Origin of the sequence: Chlorogloeopsis sp. ULAP01, from assembly GCF_030381805.1 — a bacterium.
Lineage (GTDB): Bacteria > Cyanobacteriota > Cyanobacteriia > Cyanobacteriales > Nostocaceae > Chlorogloeopsis.
On record NZ_JAUDRH010000005.1, the window covers coordinates 258,596 to 282,411 of the forward strand.

General features: G+C 41.7%; 17 protein-coding genes and 1 pseudogene. 8 read left to right on the forward strand and 10 right to left on the reverse strand.

Annotated features, from left to right (window positions below; all coding sequences use genetic code 11):
• Window positions 1-161: 161 nt before the first annotated feature.
• The 3 genes from cydB to QUB80_RS11765 form a co-directional block, all read right to left on the reverse strand.
• The gene (cydB, locus tag QUB80_RS11755) at window positions 162-1,175 is read right to left on the reverse strand and encodes a cytochrome d ubiquinol oxidase subunit II (protein ID WP_289789685.1); all 1,014 of its coding nucleotides are present in this window, start codon (window positions 1,173-1,175) and stop codon (window positions 162-164) included.
• 8 nt (window positions 1,176-1,183) lie between these two features.
• Window positions 1,184-2,626 (reverse strand): cytochrome ubiquinol oxidase subunit I, encoded by a 1,443-nt coding sequence (locus QUB80_RS11760; protein ID WP_289789686.1) that lies wholly within the window; start codon window positions 2,624-2,626, stop codon window positions 1,184-1,186.
• Between the two features lie 377 nt (window positions 2,627-3,003).
• Window positions 3,004-3,774 carry a sulfite exporter TauE/SafE family protein gene (locus QUB80_RS11765; protein WP_289789687.1) on the reverse strand — a complete coding sequence of 257 codons (771 nt, stop codon included), beginning with the start codon at window positions 3,772-3,774 and terminating at the stop codon, window positions 3,004-3,006.
• A 214-nt stretch (window positions 3,775-3,988) separates the two neighbouring features.
• Between QUB80_RS11765 and QUB80_RS11770 the strand changes: the two genes are divergently transcribed.
• The 4 genes from QUB80_RS11770 (at window position 3,989) to QUB80_RS11785 (ending at window position 11,313) form a co-directional block, all read left to right on the forward strand.
• Entirely contained in the window at window positions 3,989-4,825 is an 837-nt protein-coding gene (locus QUB80_RS11770; RefSeq protein ID WP_289789688.1) for an AAC(3) family N-acetyltransferase, read from the forward strand.
• Window positions 4,826-5,043: 218 nt separating this feature from the next.
• Window positions 5,044-8,511, forward strand: a complete 3,468-nt coding sequence (locus QUB80_RS11775; protein WP_289789689.1) for a PAS domain-containing protein — start codon at window positions 5,044-5,046, stop codon at window positions 8,509-8,511.
• Window positions 8,508-8,954: a response regulator gene (locus QUB80_RS11780; protein WP_289789690.1), complete on the forward strand. Its 447-nt coding sequence runs from the start codon at window positions 8,508-8,510 to the stop codon at window positions 8,952-8,954. Before QUB80_RS11775 ends, QUB80_RS11780 begins: the two co-directional genes overlap by 4 nt.
• A 94-nt stretch (window positions 8,955-9,048) precedes the next feature.
• Window positions 9,049-11,313 (forward strand): hybrid sensor histidine kinase/response regulator, encoded by a 2,265-nt coding sequence (locus QUB80_RS11785; protein ID WP_289789888.1) that lies wholly within the window; start codon window positions 9,049-9,051, stop codon window positions 11,311-11,313.
• A gap of 325 nt (window positions 11,314-11,638) precedes the next feature.
• Here the strand turns inward: QUB80_RS11785 and QUB80_RS11790 are convergent, their stop codons facing one another.
• Both QUB80_RS11790 and QUB80_RS11795 read right to left on the reverse strand, forming a co-directional pair.
• A complete protein-coding gene (locus tag QUB80_RS11790; protein WP_289789691.1) occupies window positions 11,639-12,025 on the reverse strand; it encodes a YybH family protein in 387 nt (128 codons plus the stop codon).
• Window positions 12,018-12,563 (reverse strand): GAF domain-containing protein, encoded by a 546-nt coding sequence (locus QUB80_RS11795; protein ID WP_289789692.1) that lies wholly within the window; start codon window positions 12,561-12,563, stop codon window positions 12,018-12,020. Before QUB80_RS11795 ends, QUB80_RS11790 begins: the two co-directional genes overlap by 8 nt.
• A 223-nt stretch (window positions 12,564-12,786) precedes the next feature.
• On the opposite strand from QUB80_RS11795, the gene rfbB reads away from it, so the two are divergent.
• Entirely contained in the window at window positions 12,787-13,860 is a 1,074-nt protein-coding gene (gene rfbB / locus QUB80_RS11800) for a dTDP-glucose 4,6-dehydratase (RefSeq protein ID WP_289789693.1), read from the forward strand.
• A gap of 564 nt (window positions 13,861-14,424) precedes the next feature.
• Here the strand turns inward: rfbB and QUB80_RS11805 are convergent.
• The 3 genes and pseudogenes from QUB80_RS11805 to QUB80_RS11815 form a co-directional block, all read right to left on the reverse strand.
• Complete coding sequence (locus QUB80_RS11805) at window positions 14,425-14,760, reverse strand: XisI protein (protein ID WP_289789694.1); 336 nt, start codon at window positions 14,758-14,760, stop codon at window positions 14,425-14,427.
• Window positions 14,748-15,167: pseudogene (locus QUB80_RS11810) on the reverse strand (XisH family protein). The gene QUB80_RS11805 and the pseudogene QUB80_RS11810 overlap by 13 nt, the downstream one beginning before the upstream one ends.
• Window positions 15,168-15,274: 107 nt before the next feature.
• Entirely contained in the window at window positions 15,275-19,318 is a 4,044-nt protein-coding gene (locus tag QUB80_RS11815) for a magnesium chelatase subunit H (protein WP_289789695.1), read from the reverse strand.
• Between the two features lie 325 nt (window positions 19,319-19,643).
• Here QUB80_RS11815 and QUB80_RS11820 point away from each other — a divergent pair, with 325 nt between their 5' ends.
• Window positions 19,644-20,915 carry a glycosyltransferase family protein gene (locus QUB80_RS11820; protein ID WP_289789696.1) on the forward strand — a complete coding sequence of 424 codons (1,272 nt, stop codon included), beginning with the start codon at window positions 19,644-19,646 and terminating at the stop codon, window positions 20,913-20,915.
• Window positions 20,916-21,019: 104 nt separating this feature from the next.
• Here QUB80_RS11820 and QUB80_RS11825 read toward each other — a convergent pair whose 3' ends face one another.
• Both QUB80_RS11825 and QUB80_RS11830 read right to left on the reverse strand, forming a co-directional pair.
• A complete protein-coding gene (locus QUB80_RS11825) occupies window positions 21,020-21,409 on the reverse strand; it encodes a hypothetical protein (protein ID WP_289789697.1) in 390 nt (129 codons plus the stop codon).
• Window positions 21,410-21,486: 77 nt separating this feature from the next.
• Complete coding sequence (locus tag QUB80_RS11830; RefSeq protein ID WP_289789698.1) at window positions 21,487-22,434, reverse strand: putative 2-dehydropantoate 2-reductase; 948 nt, start codon at window positions 22,432-22,434, stop codon at window positions 21,487-21,489.
• Between the two features lie 195 nt (window positions 22,435-22,629).
• Here QUB80_RS11830 and QUB80_RS11835 point away from each other — a divergent pair, with 195 nt between their 5' ends.
• Window positions 22,630-23,031, forward strand: a complete 402-nt coding sequence (locus QUB80_RS11835; RefSeq protein WP_289789699.1) for a fasciclin domain-containing protein — start codon at window positions 22,630-22,632, stop codon at window positions 23,029-23,031.
• 435 nt (window positions 23,032-23,466) lie between these two features.
• Window positions 23,467-23,796 (forward strand): hypothetical protein, encoded by a 330-nt coding sequence (locus QUB80_RS11840; RefSeq protein ID WP_289789700.1) that lies wholly within the window; start codon window positions 23,467-23,469, stop codon window positions 23,794-23,796.
• Window positions 23,797-23,816: the final 20 nt, after the last annotated feature.

The following is a 23,816-nucleotide window of genomic DNA, read 5'->3' on the forward strand; positions in this document are numbered from 1 at the left end:
ATAATAAGCATCTTGTGCTACTTTGTGCCTTAATGTCTTGATGGTTAATATCATTGTATTTTCGACCAACGAAGCATTGCTGATTTAGGCTATGAAAATAATTTTGTGTAACGCCAAAACTATTGTAGAGACGCTATGTGTCGCATCTCTACTGTTGTTAATTATTCCCCATAGTGTCCGCCTGTGACCTTACCGCGAAACACAATGTACTGATAGATGTTATAGAACAACATCACCGGGATGAGCGCACCGATGAGAATAATCATGAATACCAGCGCACTAGGATCGGCGGCGGCTTCATAAATGGTGATTTGAGTCGGAATAATGTAAGGGAAAACAACCATTGCCAACCCGATAAACGTGAGCATGAAAAGCAAAATTGTCCAAATAAACGGTGCTCTCTCTTCTCTACGAAATAGACTCCTAATTAGTAGCGAAATCAAAAAGACTCCTAACAAGGGAATCATCGCAAAGACGTAAACTAGAGGACGATGAAACAAACGCTCCCTAGCGTACTCATAAAATATCGGAGTTGTAATAGTAATCAAAATTGCTCCGATTAGGGTTGTCACAGCCGCAATTTTTGCTGTTTTGTAATGGGTTTCCTGCAACTCGCCTGTAGTTTTCCAAATTAAATAGTTGGAGCCAATCAGTACATAACCTTGAATTAGTGTCAAAGCTACTAATACAGTTTGCCAACTTAACCAATCCCAAGTTGTACCGATAAAATGCCCTGCTTGATCTACTTGAATTCCCTTCAGTACGCCACCAAGGGCAAATCCTTGACCGAGTGCTGCTAGAAAACTCCCTGCGCCAAAGGCAAAGTTCCAAAATAATTTTCGTTTTGCTTGTTCGCGGAACTCAAATGCCACGGCACGAAATATCAACCCAAACACCATCAATAAAATCGGGATGTAAAGAGCATTCAAGATTGTGCCATAGGCAAGAGGAAATGCCCCAAATAAACCTCCTCCCATGAGTACTAACCAGGTTTCGTTAGCATCCCAAATATTACTCAAACTGGTCATCAAGATACCACGGCGTTCTTCATTGGAAGCAGTCAGAGACAAAATTCCCACTCCCAAATCAAACCCATCCAGCATGACGTAGAGAAAGAGAAAAAGGGCTAAAATTCCAAACCAAACCTGTGGTAGAAAATAAGTTAGCGTCTCCATATCACCTCCTATTGCTGTGCTTCTACGGGACGCTCATCGGGAACAAATTGCCCTGGAGTTGTTTCTACTGCGGGTTTAGTTTCCATTCCCGGTATTGGCAAGTCTAATCTTGGCCCGATACGGATAATACGGCTACCAAAGTACAAGACAGCTATAAATAAAATTGTGTAGGTAGTTGCAAACCCAATTAAAGAAGTTAAGACATTAGTCGCAGGTACATTGGAGGCGGAATCAACTGTGCGGATCAGTCCGTAAACAGTCCACGGTTGTCGTCCTACACAGCGCACAATCCAGCCTGACTCGACAGCAATATATCCCAGGGGAGCAGCAAAAATCCAAGCACGCATCAACCAACGCTGCTGGGCAATGTTTTCTGGAGAAAGTTTGCCACGCAGCCATTGCAAAGTGCTGACAAGCATCAATCCTGCTAAAAAGAAGCCAATGGCAATCATCGTACGGAAGGAGTAGTAAATTAGACCAACAAGGTGCGGTCTATCCTGGGGTTGCCATTCCCTGAGTCCTTGTACAGGTTCAGAAAGATTTTTCTTAAATTCCAAAATGTATCCAAGGGCATTGGGAACCGTAATTTCCCAATCATTTTTTTCAGCTTTTTCATTTGGTAGAGCCACCAGGCTCCAATCTGCTGGTTGTCCTGCTGGGGTGCTTTCCCATTGTGCTTCCATTGCTGCCAGTTTTGAAGGCTGATAGTGATACACTTGCTCGCCGCTCAAATGTCCTACATATATCTGCAATGGAGCTACAGCGATCGCTGCTATTAAGGCAATCTTAAAAGCTTTAGAAAAGAAGGCGCTTTGACGATTGTTAAGGATATACCAGGCGCTAATCCCACCAACTACAAACAATGAAGTCTCTAGTGTACCCAAGAACATATGGGACACGCTCACCGCCATAAATGGATTGAGAATCGCTTGAAAGTAATCGTGGACAATAAACTTGCCGTTTACCATCTCTCCACCCGCAGGAGTTTGCATCCACGAATTTGCTGTCAAAATCCACAAAGTTGATAGATTGGCACCAGTAGCAACCAAGATGGTAGAGATAAAGTGAATGATCGGATGAACGCGCTCCCAGCCAAACACCATAATCCCTAAAAAAGCAGCTTCTAGCATAAATGCCCAAGAAGCCTCAAACCCAATAACACTGCCAAAAAAATTACCGACAGCCTCAGAAAAAGGAGCCCAGTTTGTCCCAAATTGAAACTCCATTGGGATACCAGTAGCTACACCAATACCGAAATTTAAGACATAAAGTTTTGACCAAAAACGAGCATGGTAATAGTAATCTGGATTGCGGGTTTTCAACCATATTCCCTCAACAATGGCGAGATAAATTGCCAAGCCTGTAGTTAGTACAGGCCAAAGAATGTGGAATATTGCTGTCAGTGCAAACTGCATCCGTGACAGCACTACAGTATCAGACAAAAATTCCATTAACGCTTCCCCCGATTGGTTCAACAACTAAGTGTCAGGATTGTCATCCACTACATAAGCAATGAATACTTGTACTAGTGATAAACCTTTACAAATTTTTAATGTATGACTGAATGTCGTCAAAGTCAGGGGGAAGCGATCGCCTTTTTCATCGCTCTTGTTTAATAATTCTCCGATCGTCAGCCTATTTTTAAATCAGACACCCATGTGATTTAATCACACTATTAAGGATAAAAATCTTTATCTCTTCTGCCTCCTGACTTGAAAGTTAGCTCACTCCTTCCTGTCAGACGTCCCTCTCCTTGCTAAAAAGAGGGGTAAGGGGTGAGTTTTTTCATGCCTGGCAGTGAAATTTTTTCATCAGGACTGCCTTATTTTCACGTCAAACCGAAAAGATATTCTTTCATGACGATAAATATCGCTACAGCAATCATAAAAAAACCAAAACCAGTTTTTAGTTGCTTGGACTGGGTAAATTTTGTCAAATAAGCACCAGTAATTGTGCCTACACTGGCAGCAATAGTAAAGTACATCATCAAGTTAAAATCAATGAACACGCGACCAAAGTAGCCAGCAAATCCTGTCACCGACTTTAAGGCAATAACTATTAATGATGTGCCTAAAGCTTCTTTAAATGGTACTTTACCTAGTAAGACTAACGCCGGAATAATCAAAAAACCGCCCCCAATACCAACAAATCCAGTCAGAATTCCTACCCCTAATCCTTCGACTGGTATTGCCAACCACTGATAGTTTTTGTGGCGATCGCTATTATCTAATTCGTTACTATTGTTGCGAATCATCAAAATAGCAGCTACTACCATCGCGATCGCAAAAGAAATTAGCTGAAATGTAGGAGAAATAATTGGCAGTGAGGCAATTCTGGCACCTATGTAAGCACCTAACATGGCAGTAGGAGAAAATAAGGCGGCAATTTTCAGATTTACATTACCTTGTTGCCAATGAGGAATAACACCAATTAAACTTACAGCACCGACAATAACTAAACTCATCGCTATCGCTGATTTTGGCGGTACACCTAGTATGTAAATTAAAAGTGGTACTGCCAAAACTGATCCGCCACTTCCAATTAATCCCAGGCTAATACCAATACAAATTGCCAGAACAATTCCTAAAATTAAGTCCATAGTTCTTACTTGGAATTAATATTGATAAGTAAGTCGGTGTTAATAATCATAATTAGTTTGTAGTAGTGCTAGTCTGCGAGAAGCTGCTACGGGTCTAGAGCGCTCAAGGGCTAGTACAAGCTAAATATAAAGATTTTGCTTTTCCCGTGCTAAAAAGTAATCAACTAATGATTTTTTATAGAAGTTAGTATCTTTTTCATACTTTCTGCGTAAAATGAGTGAACTGGAAATAATTTTAAGCACACCATCACCTCGCACTCGTGCCTCACTGTTAAGGGATTTACGTCAACTTGGATTGGCAGAGGGTATGACAGTAATGGTGCACTCTTCCCTCAGTTCACTTGGATGGGTTTGTGGTGGTGCTGTTACAGTGACTGAGGCGCTGATGGATGTCGTCACAACGACAGGAACTTTGGTAATGCCCACCCATTCTGCCAGTTATTCCGATCCGGCCAATTGGCAAGCACCACCAGTTCCAGCTGAGTGGTGGCCAATTATACGAGAAACGATGCCAGCTTTTGACCCCCAGGTAACTCCCACACGAGGCATGAGTGAGATTGTAGAAGTTTTCAGAACCTGGCCTGATGTGCTGCGGAGTTCTCATCCTGCGGTTTCATTTGCCGCTTGGGGGCAGCACGCTAAAGCCATGATCGCGGATCACTCTCTAAACGACTCTCTTGGAGAGGGTTCTCCTCTAGCTCGCCTCTACGACTTGAACGGTTGGGTGCTGTTATTGGGAGTTGGCTATGATAGTTCCACCTGCTTTCATCTCGCCGAGTACCGCATCAATAGAGCAAAACGAGTTACCAAGGGGGCTGCTATTTTGGAGGCAGGACAGAGAGTGTGGAAACTTTACACAGATATTGAGTTTGAAGACGACTGTTTTGTTGAGATGGGTACAGCTTTTGAACAAGCAGGTCACGTCAAAGTCTCGAAAGTTGGTTCTGCTACTGCCAGGCTATTTCCGGTTAGATCTGCTGTTGACTTTGCCAAGAATTGGTTGACAAATCAGACGACGGTTTCTCTTACGCCAGAAGAGGCATTTCCGTAAAATCGGCTGTGCCTGAGCACCTTTGTTCGTGTTGCGCTTTTTAACAAAAATCTAAAGAAACTCCTGTGAAAAATCAAGTTCGGTAAATTAATTTAGTAACTTAAAAAATAATAGAGTTACTATGCTTTTAATTTGCCAATATTAAGTAGTTAGAATATTTGCAAATTTTAAATTTTACTATTTTCAAGCTTAAAATTTGATTTGCTTCACTAATATTAATGTCAGCTCTACCAATTGATCGGGAAAGGGCAAGGCTAGCAGTGCTCCGTCAATATCAAATACTTGATACTGAACCCGAAGCAACTTTTGACAATCTTGTCCAGTTAGCAGTCCTCATTTGTGGCACCTCAATAGCTTGTATCAATTTTATTGATGAACATCGTCAATGGTTGAAAGCAAAGGTTGGTTGGAATTTTACAGAATTATCACGCGAGATTGGGATGTGCTCTGCTTGTATTCAGCAGCATGATGTTTTAATTGTTTCTGATACTTTGGCAGAGCCACAGTGGCGGAAAAACTCAATCGTGGCTTCTCCTTTTAATGTGCGATTTTACGCTGGTGTACCCCTGTTCGCGCCAGAGGGGCAAGCGATCGCTACTCTTTGTGTTATGGATCGAGAACCGCGACAATTGAATCCACAACAGGTGAGTGCATTGCAAGCTTTAGGACGGCAAGTGATGACACAACTGGAAATGCGGCGAGATGTAATTTCGCTGCAACAAGTCGAGGAACAACATCAGCTTGCAGAAGCAAGATTGCGACACTTACTGAGCGCTAGCCCTGCGGTTATATATTCTTGCCAACCGAGTGGAGATTTTTCTGCTACCTTTATTAGTGATAATGTTAGCTCTATTTTGGGCTATAATCACCGTGAATTTACTGAAAATACTAGCTTTTGGGTAGAGCATATCCATCCTGAAGATGCTGCCAGTGTACTTGCAAACTTAGCTACTTTGTTTGAGCAGGGACATCACACCCATGAATATCGTTTTCAGCACCAAGATGGCAGTTATCGCTGGGTTCGGGATGAAATGACTTTAGTCCGAGACAGTTTTGGCGAGCCTTTAGAAATCGTTGGTTACTGGATTAATATTAGTGATCGCAAGCAGACAGAGCAAGCACTACAAGCTAGCGAAGCAAGATTGCGACTGGCAATGGAAGTAGCTGGAATGGGAACTTGGGACTGGAATCTACTGACGCAAAGGTTGAGTTGGTCTGCTAACCTAGAACAGCTATTTGAAATGGAGGTGGGGAGCTTTGACGGGCGCTCTGAAACTTTCATCAAGTTGTTACATCCACAAGACAGAGACAGAGTTTTGGATGCGATCATCCGCGCGATCGAGGAAAAAGAAGATTCTTACCTTGACTTAGAATTTCGCTTTGTCTTACCTAACGGTAAAATTCGTTGGGCTGCGACAAAAGGTCATGTGATCTGCGATACTACAGGTAAACCGATCCAAATTGCAGGCATAGATTTAGATATTACGAAGCCCAAGCAAGCAGAACTAGCTTTGCGCGAGAGTGAACGCCGATATGCCACTCTTGCCCAAGCCGTGCCTGTGGGAATTTTCCGTACCGATGCCCAAGGAAGTTTTGTTTATGTTAACGAACGCTGGCGTGAAATTACCGGACTCTCCTTCCAAGATGCACTAGGAGAAGACTGGATACTAGCTTTACATCCAGATGACCAAGAGCGTGTTGCAAGTGGATGGTATCAATGGGTAAATACAGTTAGTTTGGATGCAACGTGTCTATTGCCATTTCAATCGGAATATCGGTTTCAACGTGATGATGGAGCCGTATTTTGGGTATTTGGACAGGCAGTGGCGGAAAGAGAAAATGGTTGTAAAATTACTGGCTTTGTTGGCACAATTACTGATATTACCGAGCGCAAGCAAGCAGAGGCAGGCTTGCTCAAAAGTGAAGAACGATTGCAGTTAGTAATTGATGCTATCAATGATGCAATTTGGGATTGGGATATTGTTTATAACAATTGCTTTTGCTCAAAACGGTTTTATCAATTCCTGGGTTTGCCACCAAAAGAAGAACAAAGGCATTTCTATGAGTTTTTCTATCAACTAGTACATCTCCAAGATCGAGAGCGATTTGCAGAACTGCTTTATCAACATCTGGAGCTCAACCAACCCTGTCAAATGGAAGTACGGTTGCGTCAGATTAATGGTAGCTACAACTGGTTCCTAATTAGAGGCAAGGCAATTCGGGATGCTAGGGGGCATCCGCTACGGATGTTAGGAGCGCTCAGTGATATTTCCGAACGTAAACGAGCCGAAGAGGAATTAAGACACCAAAATCAGCGATCGCAACTTTTAGCTGAAATCACCCTTAAAATTCGCCAATCTTTACGAACTGAGGAAATCCTTCAAACTACAGTTACAGAAATCCAAAAACTACTTAATTCTGATCGAGTATTAATTTTTCAATTGGGGCGTGATGGTTGGGGAACAGTTGTGCAAGAAGCTGTGGTACCTGATTGTAGCTCCATTTTGGCGCAAAAGCTTGTAGAGCAATGTTTTTACGAAGATTACCAAGAAGCTTATCGTCAAGGAAGAATTCATGTCGTCCCCAATATTGCCACAGCAAACCTTCATCCTTGTCATAGAGAATTTTTGGAGAATTTAAGTGTAAAAGCACACATAGTTGTACCAATTATTGTTAGAGATACACTTTGGGGCTTACTGATTGCTCAACAGTGTGTAGAGCCGAGAGATTGGAATAGATTTGAAATTGATTTATTGCAACAATTAGCAAACCAAATTGGAATTGCCTTATCTCAAGCACAACTGTTGGAACAAGAAGTGCGCCAACGAGAAGAATTGGCTCGCTCCAACACAGAATTAGAACAGTTTGCTTATGTAGCTTCCCACGATTTGCAAGAACCACTGCGGATGGTGACGAGTTATCTACAACTGCTGGAGAGAAAATACAAAAGCAAACTTGATTCCAAAGCAGATGAATTTATTGCTTATGCAGTAGATGGTGCAAGTCGGATGCAAATCCTGATTAATGACTTGTTACGCTTCTCTCGCATTAGTACCCGCGCCCAACCCTTTGAGACTATTAATTGCAATCTGATTTTAGAGCAAGCGATCGCTAACCTGAAAGTTGCCATTGCCGAAAGCGGTGCAATTATCACCCATACAGAAGCCTTGCCCCAAGTCATCGCCGATGCCACACAACTTACCCAGCTATTTCAAAACTTGATTAATAACGCCATCAAGTTCAAGAGCGAACTGACACCACAAATTGAAATTGGGGTAACTAGGGTAGAAGGCAGAGGGCAGGAGGTAGAAGATAGAGGGCAGGAGGCAGTTGCTATGAAACAAGTTTCATCACCAAAGATGAAAGAGGTTTTTTCTCCTACACCCCTAAACCCTTATACCCCTATACCCTCTCCCCCACTCCCCCACTCATCCTCTTCACTCCCAGAATGGCTCTTTTGGGTGCGCGATAATGGTATTGGGATTGAAGCTCAGTATCGCGATCGCATTTTTGTCATTTTTCAGCGTTTGCACGCTAGAGGCAAATATCCCGGTACCGGCATTGGCTTGGCAATTTGTAAGAAAATTGTCGAACGTCATGGTGGGCGCATCTGGGTAGAGTCAGAAGTAGGGCAAGGTGCCACCTTCTACTTCACAATTCCGGATAGGATAGGTACGACATCGTGAATACTCCAACAGACATCATGCCTATTGAGGTTTTGTTAGTAGAAGACAATCCTGGTGATGTAGAATTAACCAAAATAGCTCTAGAAGATAGCAAAATTTCTGTCAACTTGAGTGTGGTTGAGGATGGTGTAGAAGCGATCGCGTTTCTGCGCAAAGAAGATAAATATGCTGATGTACCCCACCCTGATATTGTCTTACTCGACTTAAATTTGCCCAAAAAAGATGGTAGAGAAGTACTAGCAGAAATCAAGGCAGATGAAACTCTCAAGCGAATACCTGTAGTAGTTTTAACAACTTCTCAGGCTGAAGAAGATGTTTTAAAAGTCTACAGCCTCGCAGCTAACTGCTACATCACCAAGCCTGTAGACTTCGACCAATTCGTTAAAATCGTACAATCCATAGAAAGCTTTTGGTTTACTATTGTCAAACTGCCATCGGAGTGAAGAGTAGGGACTAGGGACTAGGGTATTAATAAGCTACTAACTACTAACCACTATCCATTGACAAATGACCAATGACTAATAACTAATGACTAAAATGGCAGAACAACCGCTCAAAATTTTGTTGGTTGAAGACAATCCCGCTGATATCCGTCTGTTGCAGGAATTTTTGTGGGAAGTCACTTCTGCGCAGTTTCAATTAATATCAGTTGAAAAACTTGATGAGGCATTAGAGATTCTCAAGCAAAAAAGCTTTGATGTGATTCTGTTGGATCTCTCACTACCAGATAGCCAAGGGTTGGAAACATTTCTCAAAATTCATCTGCAAGTACCAGCGATTCCAATTATTGTCCTGACAGGCTTAGATGATGAAAATTTAGCTACAAGGGCGATGCAAGAAGGAGCGCAGGATTATTTAATCAAAGGACAAGTAAATGGAGACTTGTTGGTGCGCTGTATGCGTTATGCTATTGAGCGACAACGGATAGAAGAAGCACTGCGGCAAAGTGAGGAGAGATTTCGGGTAGCATTAAAAAACTCTCCGATCATTGTTTCTACTCAAGACAAGGAACTCTGTTATACGTGGGTTTATAATACCTCACCAGGTGTTGTAGATGAGGGAATTATCGGTAAACGGGACTTAGATTTGATTGCTCCCGATCAAGTGCAACGTCTGTTAGAAATTAAACAACGTGTACTTTCTACTGGAGTCGGCACTAGAGAAGAAGTATTTATTACTACAGCGCAAGGAACTCGATATTACGATTTAACTGTAGAGCCGTTGCGCAATGAAGCACAAGAAGTAGTGGGAATAACCTGCGCCAGTATTGACATTAGCGATCGCAAGCTAGCAGAAGAAAAAATCCGCGAGCAAGCAGCTTTGCTGAATGTGACAACAGATGCAATTCTGGTGCGAGATTTAGAAAACAAAATTATATTTTGGAATAGAGGTGCAGAAAATCTTTACGGTTGGCGTGCAGAAGAAGTTTACGGTAAAGATGCCACTGAACTTTTATATAATGATGAACTGCCGTCAGAAGTAGGAACGGCGCTGTTGACGGTGATTGCCAAAGGTAAATGGCAGGGCGAGTTAACTAAAGTTACTAAAACAGGCAAAGAAATTTTGGTTGCCAGCCGTTGGACTTTAGTTTGTCAACAAGACGGTTCTCCCAAATCTATTCTTACTGTTGATACTGATATCACTGAGAAAAAACAACTAGAAACACAATTATTTCGCACTCAACGTCTAGAAAGCATTGGTACTCTTGCCAGTGGTATTGCTCACGATCTGAATAATATCCTTACACCAATCCTGGCAGTAGCTCAATTACTACCAATTAAATTTCCCGATCTGTATTCGGAACACGAACACCTGTTAGAAATACTAGAAGACAGTGCTAGACGCGGTGCCGATTTAGTTAAGCAGGTTTTGTCATTTGCGCGGGGTGTTGAAGGCAAGCGCATGACTTTGCAAGTCAAGCACCTAATTAAAGAAGTTGTTAAGATTGTTAAACAAACTTTCCCCAAATCTATCGAAGTTGTTATGGATTTACCGCAAAACCTGTGGACGGTTTGCGGAGATAGTACGCAACTGCATCAAGTATTGATGAATCTTTGCGTTAATGCCCGTGATGCAATGCCGGGTGGTGGTATTTTGACAATTACTGCCGAAAACCTCGTCATTGATGAAAATTATGCTCGGATGCATTTAGAAGCCAAAGTAGGCTCTTACGCTGTTATTACTATTAGCGATAATGGTGTTGGCATTCCTCCAGAAATTTTAGAGAGAATTTTTGAGCCATTCTTTACCACCAAAGAATTGGGTAAAGGTACAGGTTTAGGACTTTCCACTGTCATTGGCATTGTCAAAAGCCACGGTGGATTTGTCAATGTGTACAGTGAAGTCGGGCATGGAACCAGCTTTAAAATTTACTTGCCAGCAGCACAGGAAACTGAAACAGAGTTAGTTCAAGAACTAGAACCACTGGCAGGTAAGGGAGAATTAATTATGGTTGTGGATGATGAGCCTGCTATTCAAGAGATTACTAAAGCATCGCTAGAGGCTTATAACTACCAGACATTAATCGCTAGTGATGGAATTGAAGCGATCGCGCTGTACGCCCAAAATCGAAATAAAATCAGTGTTGTGCTGATGGATATGATGTTGCCATCACTCGATGGGATTACCGCTATTCGTACTTTACAAAAAATTAATCCATCAGTAAAAATTGTTGCCACAAGCGGATTGATGTCTAATAGTAAATTAGCTGAAGCAGCCACTTTCGGGGCTAAAACATTTTTATCAAAACCTTATACTGTTAAGGAATTATTGCTAACTTTACAGAAGGTGCTTAGTTCATAATTGATGTTTTCGCTCTGTTATAGTGGAATACTAGCAATTTTAGATACTTCGAGAAGCTCAGTACAAGTTTTGGGTGTTGAATTTTGGATTTTGAAACAATACTTCCGCATGGCAATTTAGTATAATCCATAAATTTTTTAGACATACGTACACCGCAGGCATTCCCGCAGGGTAATTTCGTGTCTCTACATTTTCTGCGTTTGGATCAGCGTTTTAGTGAAATGACGTAACACAAATAAAATAATATGTTGTTAAAAGCTCTTGGTTGATTACCAAAAACAAATTGACTCGTTACCAGGTGGGATAAAGTATTCTGTTCAATTAGTTACTTGAGGTTCCACATCTGTCTTTTAATCAGCCATTCCCCAGAGTTCTCTTTGTGGAGAAGCCAGGTTTTCGTAGCTTTGAATGAATTCGTTGTCCCGTCAGCGTGGGTGATAGTGGTTATATCGATGTGTACGATTCCGTATATCCATTGATCGTCGAGCTGTAAAACATCAATGGGTTTAGATTGGATACTCCATTTTGCGATATCATAATCTTTCTGCTCACTTTTTGAAATCTCGACTGGGCCGTACTCAGGCTCTGAGCCTGGTGGAATCCGAATCGCGTCTTTTGCAAATAGCTTTTGATAGGCTTTTGAGTCGCTGGCGTTAACGGCTGCCTGATATTTCTCACACATCGCCTTAACAACCTCGTTCACATCAGTCATAAGTTTGCATCTCCTGATTTACAACGTACCTAACCACCAACGGTGTTAGTTCACTTTCAAGTTTAGTGATAATGGCACGATCAAATTTTGACCAAACTCGCTTTTGACCGAAGATAGCTGGCTGTAAAATACCCCATAATTGCCCATCTTGACATAAGTGAGCATGAATTAAAGCTTTATGTCCAAATTGTTTACGTTCAAATTCTTTATTTACTACCTCTGGATTTGCGGTTTCTACATCTTCAACATAAATAGAAGGATCAGTTCTGATTGCAGCAGCAAACATTGGATCTTCTTTTGTTAATGAATCTGGTTCTAATTTCCATTCAGAGTCTATAACTTCTGGAATTTCCCGACTACGCCGCCAACAATAGGGAACTTTGCCAAGCTTAGTTTGAGGATTTCGTATATAAAGAAAACAGCGATCGCACTGCAATATTTCTCCAAGAACTGGAACTAAGGCACTAAAGACAGAATCTGGTTCAGTGTGAGTGTCGAGAATGTTTCTTATGGCTTTGGGTAGAGTTAAATCAGTCATTGACAAATTTGTGAGTTTTTTGAGTATCTTCTCAATCATCTGCAATTGAAAACATCGCTCCAGCGACATAGGGGATTGGGGAGTGAAGGAGTGGGGGAAATAGGGATAATCCTTATTCCTATTCCCTGTCAGCTGTTTCCTGTTCCCTGTTTCCTGTAACTTGTACCCAATACCTACTTAGCAGCTAGTATTGTAGTGCTAAAAACAAACAGGAGCGAGTTGCATGAGTCGTCGTTTGTTAGTAACCGGCGGTGCAGGTTTTATTGGCTCGAATTTTGTGCATCATTGGTGTCAGCATTATCCTAATGACCGAGTGGTAGTATTAGATGCCCTAACTTATGCGGGAAATCGGGCAAATTTGGCTGGGTTGGAAGAGCAAGAAAATTTTTGCTTTGTGCAAGGAGATATATGCGATCGCTCGTTGGTGGATCGGCTACTCCAAACCGAAAATATTGATAATATCGCCCATTTTGCTGCTGAATCTCATGTAGATAGATCTATATTGGGGCCTGGTGCTTTTGTACAAACTAATGTAGTGGGTACATACACCCTACTCGAAGCTTTTCGTCAACACTGGCAAGCAAATTCACAGCCTGCTCATTACCGTTTTCTGCACGTTTCTACCGATGAAGTTTATGGTAGTCTTGGTGCTGACGATCCTGCTTTTAGTGAAACTACTCCTTATGCTCCAAATAGCCCTTATTCAGCATCAAAAGCTGGCAGCGATCACTTAGTTCGTGCCTACTACCATACCTATGAATTACCAACAATTATTACAAATTGTTCTAATAATTATGGCCCTTATCAATTTCCCGAAAAACTTATTCCTTTAATGTGCATTAACACTTTAATGGGTAAACAATTACCAGTGTATGGTGATGGCAAAAATGTTCGAGATTGGCTTTATGTAGGCGATCATTGTAGTGCTTTGGATGTAGTGATTAATCGTGGTGTTCCCGGTGAAACTTATAATATCGGCGGTAACAATGAGGTAGAAAATATTAATCTAGTGCGGATGTTATGTCAGTTAATGGATGAATTAGCAACTGAATTGCCTGTAAATCCTGCCGAGAATTTGATTACTTTTGTTAAAGATAGACCAGGACACGATCGCAGATACGCAATTAATGCTACTAAGATTAAAAATCAGCTTGGATGGATGCCTTCAGTTACGGTTGCAGAAGGTTTACGATTGACTGTGAAATGGTATCTTACTCACCACGACTGGTGGCAACCTCTTCTCTCAGAAGAATATCAAGAATATTACCAGAAAAATTATGTTTTCTCTGCTAGTTAAAATTTAAGTAATTTGGCACAAATAAGGCTAACTAATTAGGAACTTTATTTGTCATTATGATTTTCATGCCCTCAAATCTTTAGAAGGATGTAGAGACGCGATATAATATCGCGTCTTGACAAAGATTTTGGGATTACGCAAAATCATTTATATATATGAAATCAACAATGTCAAATTTTTTGCTACACAACTCAAAAATTTTAATGTTGCATGAAAGTTGCATATGACTTTACGAGGTAAGAATTTACTGACATCATCAATTTCGAGATTTTTGTTGTCATAGAATTCAACCATTTAAATGCCAGTATAGCCAGTGGAATTAACGCTACTGGCTTTTTTCTTGTCTATATTGTCAATTTACACAATATTTTTTGATTTCACTTTGTGAGCGATCGCTTTGCAGAAAACCTCAAAAATAAGGTGATCGCGTTGTGGGGAAGAGGAGAGCGATCGCTAATCCTATGATGGCACTATAGGATTGGATTTATTTACACAGTTATACCCTACTCAAAGAATGGGGGTTAACATTCATAAAGTCGCCCTTGGAGACTTTCAAAACATCCCCTAACTTACTGCATATTCTGTAAATTGCCTCATAAAAGGAGACTGAAAACCTAAAACAATATCTTCCTTGGGAAATCCCGCTGCTACCAAATTAGCAGCGATATCATCCTCTGTACCATTCCACTGGAGCCAAATTTTTCCATTTTTAATATCAATATGGATGATACAACTATGTATCCAGTTTTGACCTTCCCAACCTACATGAACTATTTGATAATGGTCACGTTCTTTATCAAAAATTTTTTCAACTTCTATATTGCCGTAAGCTGGTTTTTGCTCACTATATTCATGTAATATTTCTTGTACAAGCTGGCGATACCGAGTTAATTTATCCATTGGAAAATCACCTCTCGCTCTACATTATAAATCAGCATTTTCACTTGATTTTCTGCTATCATGTCTTTGGGAAAATCAAGCTAAAAAAATGTTTTATAAGTTGTTAAAGGCACTGCTAAATATAAAATACGCTCTGGTTGTACCCTTCTCAATGCACCTCGATAATTAATAAACTGTCCTAATGCTGTATGAAATTCTGAGATAGCAGACGATTTCTGTAAAAAACTTTTAACTTCGACTGCTATTTTGTGTCCTTGGCATTCTGCGGCAATCAGTCTTTGTGCAGCTAAATCAATCGAAAGATTAACTCCTCCCACGCTAATTGTGAGTGGATCGTTAGTAATTTGCCAACCGTCTTTCTCTAAAGCTGTTTTGACAACTTCATGAAAAACATCTTTAGGAGACATACTTATAGAATAAGTATATTTCTAATTTTCGTGCCGTTGCATTGTTTGTCATCAGTAAAACAGTTGGGGAAATAGAGACGTTCTAGAGAACGCCTCTATTTTGAGGGTTATTCTATTCCCTCAATCCTATCTTCAACCTCCTGATACAACTCGCGCAAGCGTTCCAAATTACTCTCGCTAGTCTCCCAATAACCGCGTCCATTCACTTCCAACAATGTTGATACAATCTTGCGGAAAGAATGAGGGTTCATGTTCATCAACCGCTTCTGCATCTGTTGATCTTCAATAAACGTGGTGTTCACATCCTCGTAAACCCAATTATCCACTGCACCCGCAGTCGCACTCCAACCCATTGTATTTACCAACCGCTTGGAGAGTTCGCGCACACCCTCATAACCGTGAGATAGCATCCCTTCGTACCACTTGGGATTTAACAATTTGGTACGGGCATCCAAACGCACGGTTTCTGATAATGTTCGCACTTGAGCATTGGCAGTAGTCGTATCTGCAATGTAGGATGCTGGTGTTTTACCATCGCCACGCAGACTTGAGACAACTTTAGTGGGATCGGAGTCGAAGTAGTGGGAAACGTCAGTTAAGCTAATTTCGGAAGAGTCGAGGTTTTGGAAAGTTGCTTCAGCTGTTTTTAAGGAACTTTCAAAAATCTTGCGAGATTCTTCCATCGTACCGGGGCTATCAGCACTGAAGGCAAAAGATTTCCGATTTAGGTACATTTCCTGCAATTCGGCTTCGCTTTCCCAAGTGCTGTTTTCCACTGCCAAGTTGATGTTTGACGAGTAGGAACCAGATGCGTTGGAGAAGACGCGAGTCGCTGCTTGTCGCAGGTTAATTCCCATTTCCTCTGCTTGTTGCAAAGCGTGTTTGCGGACATAGTTCATTTCCACAGGTTCATCCGCTTCTGCTGCCATTTTCACCGCTTGATCTAGCAGGTTCATCTGGTTGATAAACAAGTCGCGGAATACGCCAGAACAGTTGATCACAACGTCAATTCTCGGACGTCCCAACTCTTCTAAAGGTATTAATTCTAACTTGTTCACTCTTCCTAAGGCATCAGGAACCGGGCGCGCACCAACCATCCACATGATTTGTGCCAGTGATTCTCCGTAGGTTTTGATGTTATCTGTTCCCCAAAGTACTGAGGCGATGGTTTCGGGATACTTACCACCGTTTTCGGCCATGTGCCGCACTAACAGCCGATCTACAACAATTTTGGCTGATTGTACTGCTGCCTGGGTAGGTATAGCTTGGGGATCTAGGGCGTGGATATTTTTACCTGTGGGTAATACATCCGGGTTGCGGATGGGATCGCCACCAGGCCCAGGTAAAATGTACTCACCTTCCAAGCCTTGAAGTAATGCACCGAGTTCGTTGTCTGCACAAACTTGCTGTAAGCAGAATTCCAGATACTCAAATAGCGGTTTTAATGCCGCAGTATCAACCTTGGTGTAACCAGCTTGATGCAGGGCTTCTACCCAAGGTTCCTTTTTACCCATGTTAAAGAAGTTGAGTTTGGAAACGAAGGAAACTCTGCCTTCTGCGTCGGTTTGCTCTTTGACAAGGGCGGAAACTGCGGCGCGGGTTGCCATCGTGATGTCTTGCAGCAGTTGGACATCTTCTAAAACACCTAAGTCGTTGTTTTTGTAAATCTCGTCAATATCCCGTCCAACGCTATTGGCAATAATACGGGGCAAGCTTTGAATTTCTTCTTCTGTACGATCTAAGCCAGCAATGTTGACGAGTGTAGCAACTGCTTCTTCTGCACTCGGTGGTTTGCCAACGACGTGTAAACCGCAAGGCAACAGTCGCGATTCAATTTCCATCAACTTCCGGTACACCATGCCAACGATATGATCTCGCTCATCAGCGCTCATATCTTTGGCATCGATTTCCGGCAAATTAATGTCTTTGTCTAGGTTCACCATCCGGCACTTGTCCATGATGGTGTTGACAATCGGAATACAGCGTCCAGTATCTTTCAAGGTTTGGTAAGAACCAATTAAATCGCTGAGTTCTTTTAAACCCTTGTATAAACCAGCATTTTCTGCTGGCGGAGTTAAGTAAGAAATTGTCTCAGCGTAGCCGCGACGCTTGGCAATTGTTGCCTCGCTAGGGTTATTAGCTGCGTAGTAATACAGATTGGGAATTGTACCAATTAGATTATCTGGATAACATTCGCCAGACATACCCATTTGTTTCCCTGGCATAAATTCCAAGGAACCATGAGTACCGAAGTGCAGTACGGCATCAGCTTTCCAAATTTGTTCTAGGTAAGTGTAGTAAGCAGCAAAACCGTGATGGGGGCTGGCAGAACGGGAGAACAACAACCGCATCGGATCGCCTTCGTAACCGAAGGTAGGCTGAACGCCGATAAAGACGTTGCCAAAGTGCTTGCCGTATACTAGTAGGTTTTGCCCATCGCTATTTAAATGTCCGGGAGGTGGCCCCCAGTTCTCTTCTAAACGCTGGGAGTAGGGAGTAAATTCTTCGTACTCAGGCACGGACATCCGATAGGCAATGTTCAGTTCAGGGCTGCTGTACTGTGCCTGCGCGTCGTGGATTACTTCTTGCATGAGCGCCTGAGCATTTTCTGGCAAATCTTGCACATCATAGCCGTTGTTTTTGAGTGCTTTCATTACCTCGTAGATGGAACCGAATACATCCAAGTAAGCGGCGGTTCCCACATTACCCTTGTCAGGTGGGAAGCTGAAAACGGTGATTGCTACTTTCTTGTCCAGCTTGGGTTTGCGACGCAAGTTTGCCCATTTCAGCGCTCGTTGCGCTACTGCTTCAATCCGATCTTGGAGAGCGATCGCTTTTCCTGTAGTGCCATCCCGTCCTGATAAAATTATCGGCTCAATTGCCCCATCCAATTCGGGAATGGCTATTTGCAAAGCTACTTGAATTGGGTGTAAACCTAAATCGCTATCTAGCCACTCTTCGGTAGTTTGGAATACCAAGGGTAGGGCTACCATGTAAGGACGATTTAGCCGCTTTAGTGCTTCAATTGCCTTAGGATGATCTTGCCGTGCCGGGCCACCTACTAACGCAAAACCTGTTAAAGATATTACTCCATCAACCAAGGGATTAGGTACTGGGGAATGGGTAGCAGGGATTGGATTTTTCCCAGTCCCCATTCCCCGATCCCCTGTCCCCTTATCGTAGAAATAGGCATCCACAGGCTTAGAAAAGTCTAAACCACCAGCAAATACGGGAATTACCCTTGCACCCATTGCTTCTAGTTCTTGCACCATAGCCACGTAATGAGCATCATCACCTGTCACTAAGTGCGTGCGCTGTAACACCAAGCCAATACAGGGCGCTAGAGGATCTTTCAAATCTTGGGAAATATCCTGGCGGCTATTGTACCAGTTGAGGTATTCTTTGACATCCTCGAACATTGTTGTGGCTAAAGGATGCCAAATTCCCATATCAGGATAAACGACCGGCTCTTGATATTGGAAAAGTGCAAAATTTTGTTTATCTAGATCTTTTAATACGTATTTATCAGCTAGCATCAGCAAGAAGTTTCCTAAATTTTCTGGAGAACCTCCTAGCCAATACTGAAAACTGAGCATGAAGTTTCTGGCGTCTTGTGCTTTGTCCATTGGTAGGAACTTCAGCACTTGTGGCAGAGTCCTTAGTAGCTTCAGCATTGCATCTTCAAACCCAGCGCCGGATTTTTCCTTGCGCTTGCGCATAAATTGCGCAATTGCACTCTTAGACTGCCCTAACTGTGCCATTGAGAAGCTGCCCATCTTGTTTAGGCGCATTACTTCTGGCATAGACGGGAAGACTACGGCAACGTCAAGGCGATCGCGATGTGGTTTTACGGCTTCTACTACCTTTTGGGCTAAGTCTTCAATAAAAATAAGTGAAGCGATGAATATATTGGCAGTCTCGACATCTTTTTTGAACTCCTCGTAGTTCTCAGCAGAACGGAGTTCTTCAATCAAGTATCCACTAATTTCAATCGCCACCTTGGGATTTTTTTCGTTAATCGCCCTAACCGCTTGTGACAATGCACTCTGGTACTGGGACTCTAACACGACATAGACCACCTTAATTAAATGACGCCCCCGTAGGTCATCGGGCGCAATATGTCTAATGGTGGACTTGACGTGGGTGAACATGCTTCCTCGGCTCCTTTGATGCGTGTTCTCTACTCCAGAAGTTCTGAGGGGCAATTGCCGCCTTTCAGACTTCCTCTCTATAGGCAATCTGAGTTTTGTTTTATCAGAAAAAGCTTGCTCACAGGCGATTTTGTCGCTTATCTGACACAAAACGATATAAATAATTAAATACTTTGTTACAAATATTGACAAGAAAAAAAGTGATTACTTGCTTAAGTATAAATTTTTGTTAAATAAATCTATTTTCCACTTTTGCCTTCTAAAATCTTCACCCTGCCCTCTGCCTTTAGCAAACACACCATCACCAGCCAATCAAAAAATGACTATGCCAGCAGTTGATATTGTAATTCTCTCAAATGGCCCTGGAGAAGTAACGACTTGGGTACGCCCAGTAGTGCGAGCATTACGTCAGCAGCTGGGAGATGACCGTTCAAAAGTAAGAATTTCAGTGATTTTATCGCCTTGCCCTAACGCCACTGGTAAAGAAACCGATATAGCCAGTTCTTACCCAGAAGTAGATAGAGTGCAGTCAGCAAAGCATTTTTGGCGTTTTTTACTTTCGGGAAAAACCGATGAAAATTGGGATTGGAGAAGTCGAGGTGTAGTTGTTTTTCTTGGTGGAGATCAATTTTTTCCTGTAGTTATTGGCAAAAGGCTTGGTTATAGTACGGTTGTTTACGCGGAATGGGAGGCACGCTGGCATAGTTTAATCAATCGCTTTGGGGTAATGAAGCCAGAAGTTTACGCTAGAGCATCGCAGAAATATGCCCATAAATTTACCGTTGTTGGGGATTTGATGGCAGAAGCAGCTAGTGATTCGTCATTAGTCATTAATCATTTGTCTATGGTAGAAAACCAAGGACAAATGACTGAACTGATAGGTTTACTCCCTGGTTCTAAGGCGGCAAAGTTATCTCAGGGAGTACCTCTGACTTTAGCAGCAGCAGAATATATTCACGCCAAAAGGCCACAAACTAGATTTGTCATTCCTGTAGCGCCGACTTTAGATTTAAACACTTTAGCTAGTTTTGCCAATCCCCAGAAAAACCCTTTTGTGAAAACTTTCGGTTTTTCGTCAGCAGAATTATTTCACTATGAGGCTCCTGTACTTAAAACCGCAACTGGTTTAACTATCGAACTGTTAACTAAAAATCCTGCCTACGATATGCTGTCCAAGTGTTGTATGTGCTTAACAACCGTAGGAGCAAATACAGCTGAACTAGGTTCTTTAGCAGTGCCAATGATTGTTTTGCTTCCCACTCAACAATTAGATGCGATGAGAGCTTGGGATGGTTTGCCAGGATTGCTAGCAAATTTACCTGGCGTAGGTTCTGCCTTTGCTAAAGCTATCAACTGGTTATTTTTGAGGCGTAAAGGTTTATTAGCATGGCCTAACATCTGGGCGCAAGAAATGATTGTGCCAGAACTGGTAGGAAAACTTCAGCCGCAAGAGGTAGCGGAAATAGTATTAGATTATTTGACTTATCCCGAAAAACTAGACGAAATACGAGCCAAGTTGCGCGGCATTAGAGGAGAAACTGGTGCAGCGCAAAAACTTGCACAGTTGGTGTGTGAGGAGATAGGAGCTAGGGGCTAGAAGAGGGAAAGGGGCGTGGGGACACGGAGACACAGAGAATCGTGCTTGACATTCTTGCCCCTGGTGCTCCCCTGCTCCTCTCCTTCTTTCCCAGTCCCCAGTCCCTAATCCCCAGAAGACTTCCCATCCCGTCGTCCCAATTCGTACACGCTGCAACCGACACAGGCGAGTATGCCCATGCTAATTGCCCAGCTACGTCCTAAACTTAGTTCGACTAACCAATTACATAAAGTACCGATGCCAAGAAAAGGCAAAATACTAAACAATGAGGCGTAGAAAGCGTTTTGCGATTCTCTTGCTTGGCGAGTCTTTTCAAATTCTGACTGGCTTGTATAAAGCGATCGCTCGGCAAAGTTAAACCAGCGATTGAGCATTTCGATTACCCATTCACTGACTGGGGAAAAACCCAAGTATAGCGCCAAAGACCATAAACTAGTTCCGGCTATTGCTACTGCATCCAAGTCAAAGCTAAAAGGCAATATCTCAGTCAGCATTTTATGTGGGAGTCCTGCAAAAATTAAATTTTTCTTTAAATACTAACTCCTGTTCTGCCCCTGTAACCCATACCCTGTTACTTATTAAAGTCTCTACTTTTAGCATCCAAAAACTTCAACTGATGATACACACAACTAATTTGTGGCAAATTTACACCAACAGCAAGCGCTTTCCTTAATGGATTACCAAAAATTGCTTCTACTTCCAATGGACGCCCCTCATCGTAGTCTATCTTCATACTGGTGCGATAAGGCTTCATTTTATCGGTATACTCAAGCATTTGGGCAATGAAGCGATCGTCTATCGTCCTACCAGAAGTTTTGGCTCCGGCGACAACTTCGTACATCAAATTTTCCACCAATTTACGAGTATAAGCATCTGCCATTAATTCACGTGTTGTAGCGTTGAGAATCACAGATAGCCCATTATAAGGAATATTCCACACCAATTTTTGCCAACGTGCCAAAAGTAAATCTTCAGCTAAATCAATCGCAATACCAGCACGCTCAAAGTCATTACCTATTTGCCGCATTCTGTCTGTATTGCCTACTGCCTGATAGTCAGGAGCGTACTCTCCCAAGGTAACTTTTCCATAATCGAGGTGGCAAATATGACCTGGCCCCAATTTATTAGAACACAAAAAGCATAATCCACCGATTACCTTATGATTACCAACAATATCAGCTATTTCCTCTTCAATCCCCAACCCATTCTGCAGTACTAAAGCTACGCCATTATCTTTGAGCACATGAGGCAACATCTGTGGCAGCAAATGATTTTGTGTTGTTTTTAAGGCAACTACTACCACATCACAACCCGGCATCTTCTCAACGTCACAGTAGGCTTTAACTTGGGTAAGTGCAAAGTTTCCATCTTTTGACTCGACGACTAAACCATTTTTAGTTACGTGTTCAAAGTCACTTTTAAGTAAAAAATGTACATCCAATCCAGCTTGTTGCAGTCTAGCACCGTAGAATCCACCTAAAGCGCCCGTTCCGAGAATGGCGTATCTGCGCTCCAACATTTCCTAAAAAAAGAAGAGAGAATTAAGAACTTATTATGGCTTCTAGCTTCTCAATGGTAAACAGCGAGAATAATCTTGAGTATGTTTGAGAGTATTAGTTTCTGCTAATGATTCCCATTACTTAATCAAAAGCAACACTAATTTACATTTATTTAATATTTTATTTAAAATCTTTCTAATATTAAGGTGAAATAAATGGCTGATATAGTTGATATTGCTGTTAATGCGGATTCTTTTAAGACTCTAGTAACTGCTGTACAAGCGGCAGGATTGGTAGAAACATTAAAAAGCCCTGGCCCATTTACAGTTTTTGCACCCACAGATGATGCTTTTGCCAAATTACCACCTGGAACTATCCAAACTTTAGTACAGAATATTCCCCAACTAACAAGAATTTTAAAGTATCATGTTGTACCTGGAAAACTTAAAAAGGATGATTTAGCAAAACTTGGCACTGTGACTTCTGTCGAAGGTTCAACAATTAATATTGATTGTTCTGATGGATTTGAAGTTAAAAATGCTACTGTTTTAGCAGCAGATATAGAAGCTGACAATGGCGTAATTCACGTTATCGACACAGTGATTCTCATGGGGTAGTTGAATATTTGGTATACAAAGGTGGGTAAGCTTCCCACCCCTAAAGACTCAAAAATTTAATTATAAATTTAAATATAAAATTTATTAGCTGACACTAAAGATAGTAATAATTGATTTATAGAGTAAATATTTAATTTTCAGTAAACTGACACAACTAATTTGGTTTATTAAGAGTAACTAGCAGGTGAAGTTGAACAGAGAATAACTAACTTACAATAATGATGTTATTTGTTGCAAACTCAACTAAATAACCTAACATAATTTTGACCTATAAGTTGATTTTTTATGATGTTAATTTTCAGTTGCAAATGAGTATATATTCAAATTCATTAATTTATTTTACAATGTCAGCAAGTGGTACTCATGCTTTATATTTCATTATTTAATGTAGTTATTAAGTAACTTATACTAAATTGACATTACCTCCACAAAATAATGCTTGATTTTCATAGCTTAAGTGAGTTTTCCCGCGTGAACTGTGTTAGCATTTGCGCATTTCTGGTGCCAGCAAACTTGCTTGCCACCATTTTGACGATGATTTTCGCCGCACTCCGTCGCCCATCACATCAAGTCTGGCAAGCCGCAGGGGTAGCTTGCCTTTTTGCTTTAGTCATGGTTTTGCACGTTTATAGTTGGTTTGCGATCGGTGTGGTAATGGCTCCTACCTATATTTTGCTGTGGCTGGCGATAACCTGTTTGTTTTGTAATTTGGGAGCAATTTTGTTTTGCAGGCGTCACTTCAACATCACAAGCTTTGGAAGTTAAGTAGAGGGCAGATGGCAGAA

Excerpts from the sequence above, each read along its gene's own strand:
- rfbB (WP_289789693.1), top strand. The coding sequence starts at position 12,787 with ATGAGTCGTCGTTTGTTAGTAACCGGCGGTGCAGGTTTTATTGGCTCG.
- QUB80_RS11820 (WP_289789696.1), top strand. The coding sequence starts at position 19,644 with ATGCCAGCAGTTGATATTGTAATTCTCTCAAATGGCCCTGGAGAAGTA.
- QUB80_RS11790 (WP_289789691.1), bottom strand. The coding sequence starts at position 12,025 with ATGACTGATGTGAACGAGGTTGTTAAGGCGATGTGTGAGAAATATCAG.
- QUB80_RS11830 (WP_289789698.1), bottom strand. The coding sequence starts at position 22,434 with ATGTTGGAGCGCAGATACGCCATTCTCGGAACGGGCGCTTTAGGTGGA.
- QUB80_RS11825 (WP_289789697.1), bottom strand. The coding sequence starts at position 21,409 with ATGCTGACTGAGATATTGCCTTTTAGCTTTGACTTGGATGCAGTAGCA.
- QUB80_RS11815 (WP_289789695.1), bottom strand. The coding sequence starts at position 19,318 with ATGTTCACCCACGTCAAGTCCACCATTAGACATATTGCGCCCGATGAC.
- QUB80_RS11835 (WP_289789699.1), top strand. The coding sequence starts at position 22,630 with ATGGCTGATATAGTTGATATTGCTGTTAATGCGGATTCTTTTAAGACT.
- QUB80_RS11765 (WP_289789687.1), bottom strand. The coding sequence starts at position 3,774 with ATGGACTTAATTTTAGGAATTGTTCTGGCAATTTGTATTGGTATTAGC.
- QUB80_RS11775 (WP_289789689.1), top strand. The coding sequence starts at position 5,044 with ATGTCAGCTCTACCAATTGATCGGGAAAGGGCAAGGCTAGCAGTGCTC.
- QUB80_RS11805 (WP_289789694.1), bottom strand. The coding sequence starts at position 14,760 with ATGGATAAATTAACTCGGTATCGCCAGCTTGTACAAGAAATATTACAT.
- QUB80_RS11785 (WP_289789888.1), top strand. The coding sequence starts at position 9,049 with ATGGCAGAACAACCGCTCAAAATTTTGTTGGTTGAAGACAATCCCGCT.
- QUB80_RS11795 (WP_289789692.1), bottom strand. The coding sequence starts at position 12,563 with ATGACTGATTTAACTCTACCCAAAGCCATAAGAAACATTCTCGACACT.
- QUB80_RS11770 (WP_289789688.1), top strand. The coding sequence starts at position 3,989 with ATGAGTGAACTGGAAATAATTTTAAGCACACCATCACCTCGCACTCGT.
- cydB (WP_289789685.1), bottom strand. The coding sequence starts at position 1,175 with ATGGAGACGCTAACTTATTTTCTACCACAGGTTTGGTTTGGAATTTTA.
- QUB80_RS11760 (WP_289789686.1), bottom strand. The coding sequence starts at position 2,626 with ATGGAATTTTTGTCTGATACTGTAGTGCTGTCACGGATGCAGTTTGCA.
- QUB80_RS11840 (WP_289789700.1), top strand. The coding sequence starts at position 23,467 with ATGCTTGATTTTCATAGCTTAAGTGAGTTTTCCCGCGTGAACTGTGTT.